Genomic DNA, 12,917 nt, shown 5'->3' with positions numbered 1-12,917 from the left:
ATCCACCGCGAGATCTACCGCCCCTGGGGCACCGTCAAGTCGCTGCACGCCGGCGACCGCTTCCAGGTCAAGCGCGTCCTCATCCACCCCGGACAGGCCATCGCCCTGCAGCGCCACTACCACCGCTCCGAGCACTGGGTCGTGCTCTCCGGCACCGCCCGCGTCACCATGGAGGGCCAGTCCCGCATCCTGCGCGAGAACGAGGCCGTCTACCTCCCCATCGGCACCGACCACAAGCTCGAAAACCCCGGCAAGATCGACCTCGAACTCATCGAAGTCCGCACCGGCCCCTATCTCGGCGAAGACGACGTCGTCCGCCTGGAAGAGCCGTGATCCGGACATCGTAGGCTGGGTTCGCGGCCGCGAACCCAGCCTTACGCAAGCCTGCTCAGAACCGGATCGTCGTCGACAGGCCCAATGCCGCCATCGGTTTCTGCGAGCCCGGGCTGTTCGGCGAATCGTCCTGCAGCCGCAGATTGATGCCGACGGTGTTGCGCCGCATCGGGATCGAGACGCCGAGATCGAGCATGTTGATCTCCTCGGCGCTCTGGCTGACCGTGTTGCGCGGGTTGTCCTTCGGATTCAGGTTGGCGTGGTGGTACGCGACCTTGTAGGTCCAATTGTCGGCGTCGATGAAGGTGCCGGTGACGCCGAACAGCTCTGCATCGCCGTCGAGGCTGTCGCCCATCGAGCGATCGTAGAAGCGGTAGCCGTCCGGATAGGCGCCGCTCTCGTAGAAGTAGCCGAAGATCTTCCTGTCCAGAAAGTTCGCAGTCGAGTTCGAATACTCGACATTGACCTTCCACATCGCCCCTTCGTCGCCCCAGCCGTTCCATAGCGAGGCGCCGAGCACGGCGGCGTTCCGCGACGGCAGCGGGATGCCGATGTCGGAATAGGCCGCGTCTTCGCCGGTCAGCTCGCCGTAGATCTCGAAGGGCTGGCCGAAGAGCTGGCTGCTGAAGCGGGCATCGAAGCCGGCGATCTGGTTGGCTGGGTCCTGGGCCTGCTGCGAGGGATCGACGTTGGTGTTGCCGAAGAAGCCGTCGAAGAAGGTGCGTAGGCCGCAGGGTCGGCCGCTGCCGCAGAACATCATGATGCGCGAGGCGCCGAGCTCGAGCCCCGGGATCGGGTTGATCGAGGCCCGCAGGCCGAACATCATGGTATTGGTGTTGACCCGGTCGTCCGGCAGGACGCCGAGGAAGCCGGTGATCTGCCAGGGGCCGATCCAGCTCAGCCAAGGCGTCTCGAAGGCATGCGGGTTGGAGCGCATGAAGCCGGCCTTCGGAAAAGGCCGGGCATTGGTCGAGAGAATCAGGCTGGTGGTCTCGCCCGGCCCCCACCATGTGTCGAGCCAGCCGGCATAGAGGATCCAGTTGTCGACCCGCTGGGCGATATAGGTGCCGTCGAGCGACGGCTGGAACGTGTCCTGGCCGGCGTAGTACCAGGGGCTGTCGCCCTTGACGAAGCGGGAATAGGCGCCGAGCGACAGCCGCAGCGCGGTCGAATCGCCCATGTATTCGAAGGAGGCGGTCACCTCTCCCCGCTGGCGCGCCGTGTATTCGAAGCCGTGCACCAGCGCGGGCTGGTTGGTCAGATCGGCCCGCAGCATCGCGTGGAGCTGCCCCTGGCGGGTTTCGGACGCGGCCCGGGCGCGGACGCGGTCGAGCGCCGCCTGGACATAGGGCGGCAGCAGATCCCGATCGGCCTTGGCCAGGCGGTAGGTGACCTGCGCCCAGGGGATCGGCCAGGCGTTCAGCACGCCGTCGATCAGGCCGTAATTCTCCAGGACGTGGATATCGTTGCGCAGCGTCGCATCGCCCGGCTCCGCCCACGGGCTGGCCACTGCCGTTCCGGACACCGTCGCGAGCCCGGCGCCGGACAGCACGGCAGCAGCGACGGCAATGGCAATCTTCCTGGCAACGGCCATTATTCCCCCCGGACGGCCCCCGATCACCCGCCCTGCATACACAAGACGCCCCCGGAAGCCCAGCCGCCGCATGAGACCGTATGCGCTTCTCCGCTTCCGCATTCGCAGGCGGGAGACAAATTTGTCACAATCGCGCCAATTGTCTTGGCGGCCGCGCTCCGCCGCGCCATCTCATTGAGAGCGATTCTCGGGAGGCGTCATGCGCGTCCTTGTCCTCGTCCTGACCGCCCTGCTCCTCGGCGCCTGCGCCCAGACGCAGGTGGCAGGCTATGTCGACCCCGCCTATCGCGGCGGGGCGAAGATCCGATCGGTGGTGGTGGCGGCGGAGACGCCCCGCCTCGGCGAACGCGAAGCTCTGGAAAGCGCGGCCGTAGCCGAACTCACCGCCCGTGGCGTACGGGCCCTGCGCATGATCGATCTGGCGCCGCCGACCCGGCCCGGCGGCCCCGCCGCGGAGACCGCCGCGATTCGTGCGGCGGGCGTGCGGGCGGTGCTGCGCATCGCCGTCGACCAGCGCGCGATGGTCGGCCGCTATATTCCGCCGACCTATGTCGGAGATCCGTTCTGGCCTTACGGCGGCCCCTTGTACGGCTGGTACGGCCGCTATCCGTTCGCCGGACCGGTGACGAGCGGAAGCTGGGTCGAGGAACCGGCGGCCCGCTACGACGCCACGCTGCAGGAAGCGGGCAGCGGCGGCGTCATCTGGAAGGGCGAGGCCGTCGCCCGCGGCAGCTCCAGCACCGATTTCGCCGATCTCGCCACCCGCGCCGCCAGGGACCTCGTCGCCCGGCTGCAGCAGGACGGGGTGATCTAGTCGGCGACGTGGACGCGGCAGTTGGTGGTGGCGATCGCCTCGCGGAACGGCGCCGGGGGGACCCGATCGGTGAACAGGGCGTGGATCTCGCCGATCGAGGCCAGCCGCACCATGGCGTTGCGGCCGAACTTGGTGTGGTCGGCCACCAGGAACACCTGGCGCGAATTGTCGATGATCGCCCGCGCCACCCGCACTTCGCGGTAGTCGTAGTCGAGCAGCGTACCGTCCTCGTCGATGCCGCTGATGCCGATGATGCCGACATCGACCTTGAACTGGCGGACGAAATCGAGCGTCGCCTCGCCGACGATGCCGCCGTCCCGCGCCCGGACCACGCCGCCGGCGACGATGACCTCGCAGCTCGCATTCGAATACAGGATGTTCGCGACGTTGATGTTGTTGGTGATCACCCTCAGTCCGCGATGGCCGAGCAGCGCGCGCGCCACCTCCTCCGTCGTCGTGCCGATGTTGAGGAACAGCGAGGCGTTGTCCGGCACCTGCCGCGCGGCGAGCCTGGCGATCCGGCGCTTCTCCTCAAGGCACAGCACCTGTCGGGTCGAATAGGCGAAGTTCTCGACGCTGCCGGGGACCGTGACGCCGCCGTGGAAGCGCCGCAGCAGCGCCTTGTCCTGCAGCAGCGAGATGTCCCGGCGGATCGTCTGCGGCGTCACCTGGAACCGGTCGGCCAGGGTCTCGACGGTGACATAGCCTTCCTGGCGGACCAGCTCGACGATCTGGTTCTGCCGCGCCGTGGCGTTCATGGCCGCTCTTCTATCGTGGCTGGACGAAAAAGAATGCTAATGGGGAAGCGGAAACGACGCCAATATTTTCATTTGCGAACATGGCCCGGACGAACGGCCGCGGCGAGCGCCTTGCGATCCGCCCGTCCCGTGCTATGAAGGGTGTCAAGACGCATGGGGATGGAGCGGGTCATGGGTGCAGAGTGGGTCATCATCATCGGCGTCATCGCCTTCTTCTTCTGGCAGACCGTCACCCGCTGACGAGACCGATGCGCGCCGGATGAAGCCGGCGCGGTCGCTATCCCTCTCCGACTCTATCGCCGCGGCCGGCCGGCGGTGCGGTCGTCGCGTTCGCCGGTGCGCAGCGTCCATTCCACCACCTGCTTCATCACGCCGCCCAGGGCGTCGTCCCAGGCCCGGATCACGTCCGTGAATTCCGGTCCCGTGACCTGGACCACCCGCTCGAAACTGTCACCGCCGATGATCGTCCGCTGCGGGAAGCGCACCAGCTTGGCCCCGATCCGCACCCGCACCCGGTACGGCTCGCCGGGCCAGCGCTCGGCCCGGAACTCCCGGATCTCGGGCTGCAGCACGTAGTTGGCGCGCAGGCCGGAGATCTGCCGCCCGACCGAGACGATCTTGCCGGTGTTCTCGAAGCTCTCGACCAGGAGGCCCACGACCATCGCCGGGGCCCGGTCGACCCAGGCCACCTTGGCGAAATAGTCGAGCGAGGTCGGGGTCTCGCTGATCGCGATCCGGTCGGTGTCGATCCCGGCATTGGCGGTCGGCATGTCGACCAGGAGCTGCCAGGTGACCTTCGGCAGGCCGGGGTCGAAGGTGTTCTTCGGCGTCAGCTCGTAGACCTGGGGCGCCGGCGGGGCCAGCGCGCTGATCCCGCCGCAGCCGGCGAGGCCGACCGCGGCCGAGGAAAGGGCGGCCTGCCGCAGAAAGAGGCGCCGGGACAGGGGAAAGAGCGTCATCTTCACCTCGAGGATCCTTCCGGCGGGACGCCGCCGGACGAGCCGCCGAACAGGAATTGCGCCGGGCTGCGGTCGAGCCGCGACAGGGTCCGGTTCAGGTTGTCGGTCAGTTGCCGCAGCTGGGTGATCAGCTGCGTGATCTCGTAGAGCCCATCGGTGGAGAAGCTCTCCACCCCCGGGCCGGACTGCCTCAGGAGCCGGGCCACCCCGTCGGCGCTCTGACGCAGCGACGCGATCATCGCCCGGACGTCGGCCACCGCGGCATTGACCTGGGTGTTGGTGGTCGACAGGAAGCCGTCGGCATTGGTGCTGAGACGATCCAGGTCGGTCCGCGCCTGGGTGACCAGCCCGTCGACATTCTGGGTCAGCGAATCGATCCGCTCGATCGTGGTGGCGAGCTGGGTCGAGCGCAGCGCCAGCGCCGCGCTCAGGGTGTTCACATTGGCCAGGATCTCGGAGATGTTCCGGCGGTTGTCCTCGGAGAAGATCCGCTGGACCTCGCGCGAGATCTCCGACAGCCGATCGAGCAGCTGCGGCACGGTGTCGACGATCGCCTGCAGCCCCGACTGGCGGGACGGGATGACGGCGTATTCATGGCCCTCCGTCTTCTCCAGCGGCGGCGCGCCCTGGACCCCGCCGCTGAGCAGGATGAAGGCGCCGCCGGTCAGGCCCTGGATCTCCAGCGAGGCCACCGTGCCCTTGACGATCGGCGTCTTCGGCCGGACCGCGATCAGGACCTGCACCTGCTCGACATTGGACGGATCGATCTGGACGTCCTCGACCGTGCCGACGGGGATGCCGCGGTAGCGGACTTGGCTGCCCTCCTGCAGCCCGGTGACGTTGCCGGAGAAATAGATCAGGTAGCGCTCGGCGTTCTCGCGCAACCCCGACCCGCCGAGCCAGACGGCGAACACCACCAGCCCGACCATCAGGATCAGGACGAAGCTGCCGACGGCGACATAGCTCGCACGCGTCTCCATCTCAGCTCTCCGCCCCCATCTGCGTACGCTCCAAAGCGGCGTGCTCGACCGCCGCCGCGCGGCCGCGCGGCCCGTGGAAATACTCCTGGATCCAGGGATGGTCGACCTTGAGCAGATTCTCGTAGGTGTCGACCAGGATCTTCTTGTCGATCAGCACGGCGATGCGGTCGCAGATCGTGACCAGGCTGTCGAGATCGTGGGTGACCATGAACACCGTCAGCTTGAGGCTGCGCTGCAGCTCCGAGATCAGCTGGTCGAAGGCGGCGGCGCCGATCGGATCCAGCCCCGCGGTCGGCTCGTCGAGGAAGATGATCTCCGGGTCCAGCGCCAGCGCCCGTGCCAGCGCCGCGCGCTTGCGCATGCCGCCGGACAGCTCCGACGGGTGCTTCACGGCCGCACTGCAGGCCAGGCCGGCCATGGCGATCTTCACCCGCGCCAGCTCGTCCATCATGTGGTGCGACAGGTGGGTGTACTCCTTCATCGGCACCTGGATGTTCTCGGCCACGGTCATCGAGCTGAACAGCGCGCCGTCCTGGAACATCACGCCCCAACGCCGCTGCACCGCCCGGCGTTCCGCTTCGTCCGCCTGGTCCATGTCGACGCCGAGCACCTCGATCGATCCGGCGGCGGGCCGGATCAGGCCGATGATCTCCTTCAGCAGCACCGATTTGCCGGTGCCGGAACCGCCGACCACGCCCAGCACCTCGCCGCGCCGGACGTCGAGATCCAGCCCGTCATGGATCACCTGGGTGCCGAACTGGGTCCTGAGCCCGCGCACGCGGATCACGGCATCCTCGTCCGGCGCCTGGCCCGGCGCCCGGGGATCCTCGCTCATCGTCAGACCCCCAGGGTGGCGAACAGGATGGAGAACAGCGCGTCGAGCACGATCACCAGGAAGATCGAGACGACGACGGATTGCGTGGTCAGCCGGCCGACGCTCTCGGCGCTACCGGAGACCTTCAGCCCCTCATAGCAGCCGACCATGGCGATGGTGAAGGCGAAGACCGGGGCTTTGACCATGCCGACCCAGAAGGTGTTGATGCCGATCGCCGCCTGGAACTGGTTCAGGAACTGCACGAAGCTGATGTTCAGAGCGAAATACGACATGAACGCGCCGCCTAAGATCGCCATCATGCTGGCATAGAAGCTCAAAAGTGGCAGGGTGATGGCGAGGGCGAAGACGCGGGGGATCACCAGCACCTCGATCGGGTCGAGGCCCAGCGTCTCCATCGCGTCGACCTCCTGGTTCACCTGCATGGTGCCGATCTGCGCAGTGAAGGCCGAGCCGGACCGGCCGGCGACGATGATCGCCGTCATCAGCACGCCGAGCTCGCGCAGCACCGAGACGCCGAGCAGGTTGACCACGAAGATCTGGGCGCCGAAGCGGCTGAGCTGGTCCGCCCCCTGATAGGCGAGCACCACGCCGATCAGGAAGGACAGCAGGCCGACGATCGGCAGGGCGTTGAGGCCCGTGGTCTCGATATTGTGCGCCAGCGCCGTGAAGCGGATCCGGCGCGGCCGCAGCAGCGTGGCGATGCTCTTGACCACCAGCATGCCGAGGAAGCTCAGCAGCGCCAGGGCCTCGTCGCGGAAATGGTAGGTCGCCTTGCCGGTGCGGAGCGCCAGCTCGTACAGGATGTTGCGGTCGGGATGCTTGATCGGCTCGTCACGCTCGACCCGTGACACCGCCTCGAGCAGGCCCTTCTGGTCATCCGACACGCCCTCGACCCGGACCGTGGCACCGGCCGCGGCGAGATCCTCCTGAGTGCGGTGCACCAGCCAGGCGCCGACAGTGTCGAGCCGGGTCACGCCGGACATGTCCAGCACCACCTCGCCCGACGGGCGCTTCTGGACCAGCGTCGCCAGCTCGTGGTCCAAGGGCGCCGCCGCCCGCGTCACCCAGGGGCCGGCCAAGCGCAGCCGGGTGATGCCGCGCTCGACGATGCTTTCGACGCTCGCCTCGGCGGCGGCCGCGGTGGTCACTGCGCAGCCTCCGCCGCTTCCGGCTCCCGCACCTGCGAATTGCCTTTCGGGCGACAGGGACTACGATGCATGGTCACTCCGGCCCGCAACCAAGGACGTCTCATGGATCTCAAGTCGCACATACGCGGTATCCCGGATTTTCCCAAGCCAGGCATCCTGTTCTACGACATCTCGCCGCTTCTGGCCCACCCGCAAGCGTGGCGGCATGCCGTCGACAGCTTGGCGACCGAGATCCGCGAGTGGCAACCGGACATCCTGGTCGGCATCGAATCTCGTGGGTTCCTGACGGCGGCACCACTATCCTATGTACTAGATTGCGGCTTCGTGATGTGCCGCAAGCGCGGCAAGCTGCCGGGCGAGACGATCGGCCATCTCTACCAGCTCGAATACGGCTCGGATGCGATCGAGATCCAGGCCGATGCGATCAAGCCGGGCATGCGCGTCGTGGTTCTCGACGACCTGCTGGCGACCGGCGGCACCATGGCGGCCGCGGTCCAGCTGCTGCGCCGGGTCGGTGCCGATGTCCGCGGCGCCGCCTGCCTGATCGAGCTGTCCTTTCTCGGCGGCCGGCAGAAGATCGATGCCCCCGTGATCTCGCTGCTGCAATACGACAGCTGAGACCATCGGACTGGATCCGCGGGTCAGCGTACCTCCTGCTCCGCGGTCCGATCGCCGCGGAGATCGTGCCAGGCGGTGCCGATCAGCGCCGCCGCCCCCAACGCCAGAAGCACCACGACCGCCACCGGCACCAGGCTCCGCAGGCTTGGCACGGTCGGCCGATACTCCGGCTCGTCAAACAGGCTGCGATTGAGCTTGCGCAGGAAGTCGGTGTCGCTGCGCGGCGCGGCGGGACGATCGAGAAAGCGCTCGACCACGCGGTCCTCACAGGCCAGGAGGCCGGTTGAGGGCCGGACCGGCCGCTCCGCCGGCCTGCGTTCGATCTCCTGCACTTCGATCATCGCACGGCCTCTTTATCCATCCGCACCCGCCCTCATCGGCTTCCGCTGATGCCCGCATTATATATGCGCGCCGAGGCAGCCGGCACCAAGCATCGCGTTTCGCAAGGTTTCCGTGCCCGTCTTCCATATCGATGCGAGGCGTTTTCGACAAATGCAATTAGGAATGACACGCATTTGCTTGACCGGCACGAATAGATGTGAGAATGACTCTCAACATCGTTCATCGATCAATCACCGTCGGATGGGGACCATGCTGGATCAACCCACAGCGCATGCCGTCGAGCCGCCGCAGCGGCCCGCCCCTGCCAATCTCGACACGCGTGAACTCTTCGGCACCCGCCGCGAGCTGACGATCCAACACGGCGACGACGTCTACCGCCTGCGGATCACCCGGAACAGCAAGCTCATCCTGACCAAGTAGCCCTTCCCTCGGCTCGCGCCCCCAGCCAGCCGGGCACCCGCCCGCCGCCAGGTTTGCGCGAGGACCCGTCGCCCGCACAGGTTCTCGTCATGCTTCGCATCCCTGGCGGCCCATGTTTCGGCCGCGTTTTCGCATGTCCTGTCGCAACCCGCCGGCCGCCGGCGCCCCTCGTTACCGGTGATCGGAGAGTATGATGCAGAGCCTCGATTCTGATCTCCCGGCCACGCCGACCGCCCTCGCCGCACGCTGGGCCGCGCTGCGCGCCGAGCAGCCGCAGCTCCGCGCCCGCGACGCCGCGGCGGCGCTGGGCGTCAGCGAGGGCGAGCTCGTCGCCTCCCAGGTTGGAACCGGCACCACGCGGATCGGCGGCGACTGGAGCACGATCCTGCAGGCGGTCGAAGCGCTCGGACCGGTCATGGCGCTGACCCGCAACGAAAGCGTGGTGCACGAGAAGACCGGCACCTATCAGAACGTCTCGGCCGGCAGCCATGTCGGCCTGGCGCTCGGCCCCGACATCGACCTGCGGCTGTTCTACACCCGCTGGGCGCACGGCTTCGCCGTCGGTGGCGCGGATCACCCCAAGCCGAGCCTGCAGTTCTTCGATGCTGCCGGCACCGCGATCCACAAGATCTTCCTGACCGAGGGCAGCGACCGCGCCGCCTTCGCCGCCCTGGTCGACCGCTTCCGCCAGGACGACTAGGCGCCGGCGCTGGTGCCGCAGGAGATCGCCCGCCCGGCGATCCTGGACGATGCCGAGATCGACGTCGCCGGCTTCCGCGCCGGCTGGGACGCAATGGAGGACACGCATCAGTTCTTCGGCCTGCTGAAGTCGCACCGTCTCGACCGGCTGCAGGCGATGCGCCTGGCCGAGCCGCAGCGGGCCGAACCGGTCGCCCGCGACGCGCTGCGCCGGGTGCTGACCGGCGCCGCCGAGAGCGGCGCCGCGATCATGGTCTTCGTCGGCAACCCCGGCTGCCTGCAGATCCACACCGGGCCGGTGCACAACCTGAAGGATGTCGGCCCCTGGCTGAACGTGCTGGACCCGGGCTTCAACCTGCATCTGCGCGAGGACCGGATCGACAGCGCCTGGGTGGTGCGCAAGCCGACCCGGGACGGCGTCGTCACCTCGCTCGAGCTGTTCGATATCGACGGCGCGCTGATGGCGATGCTGTTCGGCGCCCGCAAGCCGGGCCAGCCGGAGCGCGGCGACTGGCGCGAACTGGTGGGCCGCGTGAGCGTCCTGGGCGCCGCCTGATGCGTCCGCTTTTCGCCCTCGCCGCCGCGGCGCTGGTCGCGATCGCCCTGCCCGCCCGGGCGGAGCCGCCGCAGCGGATCGTCGTCGCCGGCGGCGACCTGACCGAGATCGTCTACGCCCTGCATGCCCAGGACCGCATCGCCGGGGTGGACACCACCAGCCTGTATCCCCCGGCGGCGCGGGAGCTGCCGGATGTCGGCTATCTGCGCCAGCTCTCGGCCGAAGGCATCCTGTCGCTGAGCCCGGACCTGGTGCTGACCACCGCATCGGCCGGCCCGCCGGCGGTGCTGGAGCAGATCCGCTCCGCCGGCACGCCGGTCGAGATCCTGCCCGAGGGCTTCACCGCCGAGGGCGTGGTCGCGAAGATCGAGGGCGTGGAGACGGCGCTGGGCCTGCCCGACCAGGGGTTGAGCCAAGCGGTCCGCGACGATTTCGCGACAGTGGCCGAGGCCGTGGCCAAGGCGCCCTCGAAGCCGCGGGTGCTGTTCGTGCTGTCGATCACCAACGGCACGCCGCTCGGCGGCGGCAGCGGCACCGCGGCGGACGGCATGATCCGCCTGGCGGGCGGCACCAACGCGGTCGGCGAGGCCGAGCGCTACAAGCCGCTGTCGCCCGAGGCGGTGGCCGCCGCGGCTCCGGATATCGTCGTGATCGCCAGCCACGCCGTCGAGCCCAATGGCGGCATGGACAAGATCGCGAAGCTGCCGGTCTTCGCCGAGACCCCGGCCGCAAAGACCGGCCGGATCATGTCGATGGATTCGCTCTATCTGCTCGGCTTCGGGCCGCGCACGCCGCAGGCGGTGCGCGACCTGGCGATCGCGATCCATCCCGGCTGGGCCCCGCCCGCCCTGCCGCAGCGCGCCTGGAGCACGGGCTCGTGACCGCCGTGGATCAGACCGAACGCTTGGTCCCCAAGCGTTCGGATAATTTGATCCACAACTCTATGGGTTGTGGTTCGATTTATCCGGACGGGCGGGCCTCGCCCGTCCGCGTCGAACCACGGACCGCCAGCGACGCAATCCCGGCCCCGGCGGAGCGGCGGCGGGCGCGGCGCCTGTCGTTCACCCTCACGGGGCTGGTGCTGCTGCTGACCGCGGCGGTGCTGGCCAGCATCAGCATCGGGCCAGCGGACATCCCGGTCGGCCATGTGCTGGCGATCCTCGGCCATCATCTCGGCCTCGGCAGCCTCGATGCGGTGACGACACGCGACGCCGCCATCGTCGACGCCATCCGGCTGCCGCGGACGCTGCTCGGCGCCATGATCGGCGCTGTCCTCGCCGTGTCCGGGGCGATGATGCAGGGCCTGTTCCGCAATCCGCTGGCCGATCCGGGCCTGATCGGGGTCAGCGGCGGTGCGGCCTTCGCCGGCGTGTCGGTGATCTCGCTCGGTCTGCCGGCGGCGCTGGCCGGCATCCCCCTCCTCCGCCTCTACGCCCTGCCGCTCGCGGCCTTTCTCGGCGGCCTCGTCGCCACCCTCGTGGTCTATCGCCTGTCGAAGCGCGACGGCCGGGTCTCGGTGACCATGATGCTGCTGACCGGCATCGCGGTGAACGCCCTCGTCGCCACCGGCACCGGCTATGTCGTGTTCAAGGCCGACGAGAACGCGATGCGCACCATCACCTTCTGGACCATGGGCAGCCTGAGCGGCGCGACCTGGACCTCGGTGCTCGCCGTGCTGCCCTTCGCCCTGGTCCTGCTCGCCGCCGTCGCGCTGGCCGCGCGGGCCCTGAACGGCATGCTGCTGGGCGAGGCGGTGGCGGTGCATCTGGGCTTCCCGGTCGAGAAGGTGACGCGCCTCCTGGTCGGCACGGTGGCGCTCGCGGTCGGCGCCGCGGTCGCGGTCAGCGGCATGATCGGCTTCGTCGGCCTCCTGGTGCCGCACACGCTTCGGCTGGTCATCGGCGCCGATCATCGCGGCCTGCTGCCGGCTTCGGCCCTGCTGGGCGCGGCGCTGCTGCTGGGCGCCGACCTGGCCGCCCGCGTCGCGGTCGCCCCGGCCGAGCTGCCGATCGGCATCGTCACTACCGGTCTCGGCGCCCCGGTGTTCCTGGCGCTGCTGCTGCGCCGGCGGAGGTCCGAGCCGTGATCCGCGCCGACTCCCTCGCCGTCCGCATCGGCCGGACCGTGCTGCTCGACGGCGTCGACCTCACCGTCGCCCCCGGCCGCTTCACCGCGGTGGTCGGCCCGAACGGCGCCGGCAAGTCGACGCTGCTGCGCTGCCTCGCCGGCGAGATCGCGCCGGCGGCCGGCCGAATCACCCTCGACGGCACGCCAATCGCCGGCTGGGACCTGGTCGCCCTGGCCCGCCGCCGCGCGGTGCTGCCGCAGCAGGTGACGCTGGACTTCCCGCTGACCGCCCGCGAGGTGGTGACGCTGGGGCGGGGGCCGCATCGCGGCGTCGCCGACGCCGCCGCCGACCGCCGCGCCGTCGAGGCGGCGCTGGAGACCGCCGACGCTGCGGCCCTGGCCGACCGCTCCTACCCGACCCTGTCCGGCGGCGAGCAGCAGCGCGTCCAGTTCGCCCGAACCCTGGCGCAGATCTCGGGCGCCGCGGCGCCGGCCTATCTGCTGCTGGACGAGCCCACTGCCAGCCTCGACCTGGCGCATCAATCCGCGGTGCTGCGCGTCGCCCGCCGGCTGGCCGATTCCGGCACCGGCGTGCTCGCGATCCTGCACGACCTGAACCAGGCCGCCCGCTACGCCGACGAGATCCTGCTGCTGCGCCGCGGCCGGGTCTTCGCCGCCGGCCCGCCGGCCGAAGTGCTCACCGCCACGACCGTGGAGGCCGTGTTCGGCTGCCCGGTCGAGATCATTTCCCACCCGCAATCCGACAGGCCCTTCCTTGTTCCGATCTGAGGACA

16 protein-coding genes are annotated in these 12,917 nt (G+C 69.1%); 9 read left to right on the top strand and 7 right to left on the bottom strand.

The genetic code is table 11. The features are described from left to right. Positions 1-333, top strand: a 333-nt coding sequence (locus G537_RS0135035) for a cupin domain-containing protein (RefSeq protein ID WP_026874001.1), incomplete at its 5' end; no start/stop codon positions are given. A gap of 55 nt (positions 334-388) precedes the next feature. Here the strand turns inward: G537_RS0135035 and G537_RS42640 are convergent. After that, positions 389-1,927 carry a capsule assembly Wzi family protein gene (locus tag G537_RS42640; RefSeq protein WP_162146192.1) on the bottom strand — a complete coding sequence of 513 codons (1,539 nt, stop codon included), beginning with the start codon at positions 1,925-1,927 and terminating at the stop codon, positions 389-391. 199 nt (positions 1,928-2,126) lie between these two features. Between G537_RS42640 and G537_RS0135025 the strand changes: the two genes are divergently transcribed. Further along, positions 2,127-2,741 carry a hypothetical protein gene (locus G537_RS0135025; protein WP_026874000.1) on the top strand — a complete coding sequence of 205 codons (615 nt, stop codon included), beginning with the start codon at positions 2,127-2,129 and terminating at the stop codon, positions 2,739-2,741. On the opposite strand, the gene G537_RS0135020 is transcribed toward G537_RS0135025, so the two are convergent. The 5 genes from G537_RS0135020 to G537_RS0134995 all read right to left on the bottom strand — a co-directional run bounded on the left by G537_RS0135020 (position 2,738) and on the right by G537_RS0134995 (position 7,421). Further along, positions 2,738-3,499, bottom strand: a complete 762-nt coding sequence (locus tag G537_RS0135020; protein WP_026873999.1) for a DeoR/GlpR family DNA-binding transcription regulator — start codon at positions 3,497-3,499, stop codon at positions 2,738-2,740. The two genes, G537_RS0135025 and G537_RS0135020, sit on opposite strands and share 4 nt — an antisense overlap. Before the next feature lie 293 nt (positions 3,500-3,792). Next, entirely contained in the window at positions 3,793-4,458 is a 666-nt protein-coding gene (locus tag G537_RS41640; protein WP_051249507.1) for an ABC-type transport auxiliary lipoprotein family protein, read from the bottom strand. Positions 4,459-4,460: 2 nt separating this feature from the next. Further along, a complete protein-coding gene (locus tag G537_RS0135005; protein WP_026873998.1) occupies positions 4,461-5,438 on the bottom strand; it encodes an MlaD family protein in 978 nt (325 codons plus the stop codon). 1 nt (position 5,439) lies between these two features. Further along, entirely contained in the window at positions 5,440-6,273 is an 834-nt protein-coding gene (locus G537_RS41635; protein ID WP_051249506.1) for an ABC transporter ATP-binding protein, read from the bottom strand. 2 nt (positions 6,274-6,275) lie between these two features. Next, complete coding sequence (locus G537_RS0134995; protein WP_026873997.1) at positions 6,276-7,421, bottom strand: ABC transporter permease; 1,146 nt, start codon at positions 7,419-7,421, stop codon at positions 6,276-6,278. A 102-nt stretch (positions 7,422-7,523) separates the two neighbouring features. On the opposite strand from G537_RS0134995, the gene G537_RS0134990 reads away from it, so the two are divergent. After that, positions 7,524-8,039, top strand: a complete 516-nt coding sequence (locus tag G537_RS0134990) for an adenine phosphoribosyltransferase (protein ID WP_026873996.1) — start codon at positions 7,524-7,526, stop codon at positions 8,037-8,039. Between the two features lie 23 nt (positions 8,040-8,062). Here G537_RS0134990 and G537_RS0134985 read toward each other — a convergent pair whose 3' ends face one another. Beyond that, positions 8,063-8,380 carry a hypothetical protein gene (locus G537_RS0134985; protein ID WP_026873995.1) on the bottom strand — a complete coding sequence of 106 codons (318 nt, stop codon included), beginning with the start codon at positions 8,378-8,380 and terminating at the stop codon, positions 8,063-8,065. Between the two features lie 250 nt (positions 8,381-8,630). Between G537_RS0134985 and hemP the strand changes: the two genes are divergently transcribed. The 6 genes from hemP (at position 8,631) to G537_RS0134960 (ending at position 12,912) form a co-directional block, all read left to right on the top strand. Further along, positions 8,631-8,801 (top strand): hemin uptake protein HemP, encoded by a 171-nt coding sequence (gene hemP / locus G537_RS43340; protein WP_245579215.1) that lies wholly within the window; start codon positions 8,631-8,633, stop codon positions 8,799-8,801. 193 nt (positions 8,802-8,994) lie between these two features. Further along, positions 8,995-9,501, top strand: coding sequence for a ChuX/HutX family heme-like substrate-binding protein (locus tag G537_RS44850; protein WP_211230621.1), 507 nt, complete (start codon positions 8,995-8,997; stop codon positions 9,499-9,501). A gap of 12 nt (positions 9,502-9,513) precedes the next feature. Continuing rightward, positions 9,514-10,056 (top strand): ChuX/HutX family heme-like substrate-binding protein, encoded by a 543-nt coding sequence (locus tag G537_RS44845; protein WP_211230620.1) that lies wholly within the window; start codon positions 9,514-9,516, stop codon positions 10,054-10,056. Continuing rightward, the gene (locus tag G537_RS41625) at positions 10,056-10,937 is read left to right on the top strand and encodes a heme/hemin ABC transporter substrate-binding protein (RefSeq protein ID WP_064742263.1); all 882 of its coding nucleotides are present in this window, start codon (positions 10,056-10,058) and stop codon (positions 10,935-10,937) included. Before G537_RS44845 ends, G537_RS41625 begins: the two co-directional genes overlap by 1 nt. Before the next feature lie 47 nt (positions 10,938-10,984). Beyond that, the gene (locus tag G537_RS41620) at positions 10,985-12,142 is read left to right on the top strand and encodes a FecCD family ABC transporter permease (RefSeq protein WP_211230619.1); all 1,158 of its coding nucleotides are present in this window, start codon (positions 10,985-10,987) and stop codon (positions 12,140-12,142) included. After that, positions 12,139-12,912: a heme ABC transporter ATP-binding protein gene (locus G537_RS0134960; protein WP_026873993.1), complete on the top strand. Its 774-nt coding sequence runs from the start codon at positions 12,139-12,141 to the stop codon at positions 12,910-12,912. The genes G537_RS41620 and G537_RS0134960 overlap by 4 nt, the downstream gene beginning before the upstream one ends. Positions 12,913-12,917 lie beyond the last annotated feature (5 nt).

The sequence above is a fragment of the Inquilinus limosus DSM 16000 genome (assembly GCF_000423185.1).
GTDB lineage: Bacteria > Pseudomonadota > Alphaproteobacteria > DSM-16000 > Inquilinaceae > Inquilinus > Inquilinus limosus.
This window is presented reverse-complemented; position numbering and strand designations above follow the sequence as displayed.

What these genes read in the sequence shown, in the direction of transcription:
- G537_RS0135025 (WP_026874000.1), top strand. Translation starts at nt 2,127, where the DNA reads ATGCGCGTCCTTGTCCTCGTCCTGACCGCCCTGCTCCTCGGCGCCTGC.
- G537_RS42640 (WP_162146192.1), bottom strand. Translation starts at nt 1,927, where the DNA reads ATGGCCGTTGCCAGGAAGATTGCCATTGCCGTCGCTGCTGCCGTGCTG.
- G537_RS41625 (WP_064742263.1), top strand. Translation starts at nt 10,056, where the DNA reads ATGCGTCCGCTTTTCGCCCTCGCCGCCGCGGCGCTGGTCGCGATCGCC.
- G537_RS0134990 (WP_026873996.1), top strand. Translation starts at nt 7,524, where the DNA reads ATGGATCTCAAGTCGCACATACGCGGTATCCCGGATTTTCCCAAGCCA.
- hemP (WP_245579215.1), top strand. Translation starts at nt 8,631, where the DNA reads ATGCTGGATCAACCCACAGCGCATGCCGTCGAGCCGCCGCAGCGGCCC.
- G537_RS0135020 (WP_026873999.1), bottom strand. Translation starts at nt 3,499, where the DNA reads ATGAACGCCACGGCGCGGCAGAACCAGATCGTCGAGCTGGTCCGCCAG.
- G537_RS0134985 (WP_026873995.1), bottom strand. Translation starts at nt 8,380, where the DNA reads ATGATCGAAGTGCAGGAGATCGAACGCAGGCCGGCGGAGCGGCCGGTC.
- G537_RS0135005 (WP_026873998.1), bottom strand. Translation starts at nt 5,438, where the DNA reads ATGGAGACGCGTGCGAGCTATGTCGCCGTCGGCAGCTTCGTCCTGATC.
- G537_RS41640 (WP_051249507.1), bottom strand. Translation starts at nt 4,458, where the DNA reads ATGACGCTCTTTCCCCTGTCCCGGCGCCTCTTTCTGCGGCAGGCCGCC.
- G537_RS41635 (WP_051249506.1), bottom strand. Translation starts at nt 6,273, where the DNA reads ATGAGCGAGGATCCCCGGGCGCCGGGCCAGGCGCCGGACGAGGATGCC.
- G537_RS44850 (WP_211230621.1), top strand. Translation starts at nt 8,995, where the DNA reads ATGCAGAGCCTCGATTCTGATCTCCCGGCCACGCCGACCGCCCTCGCC.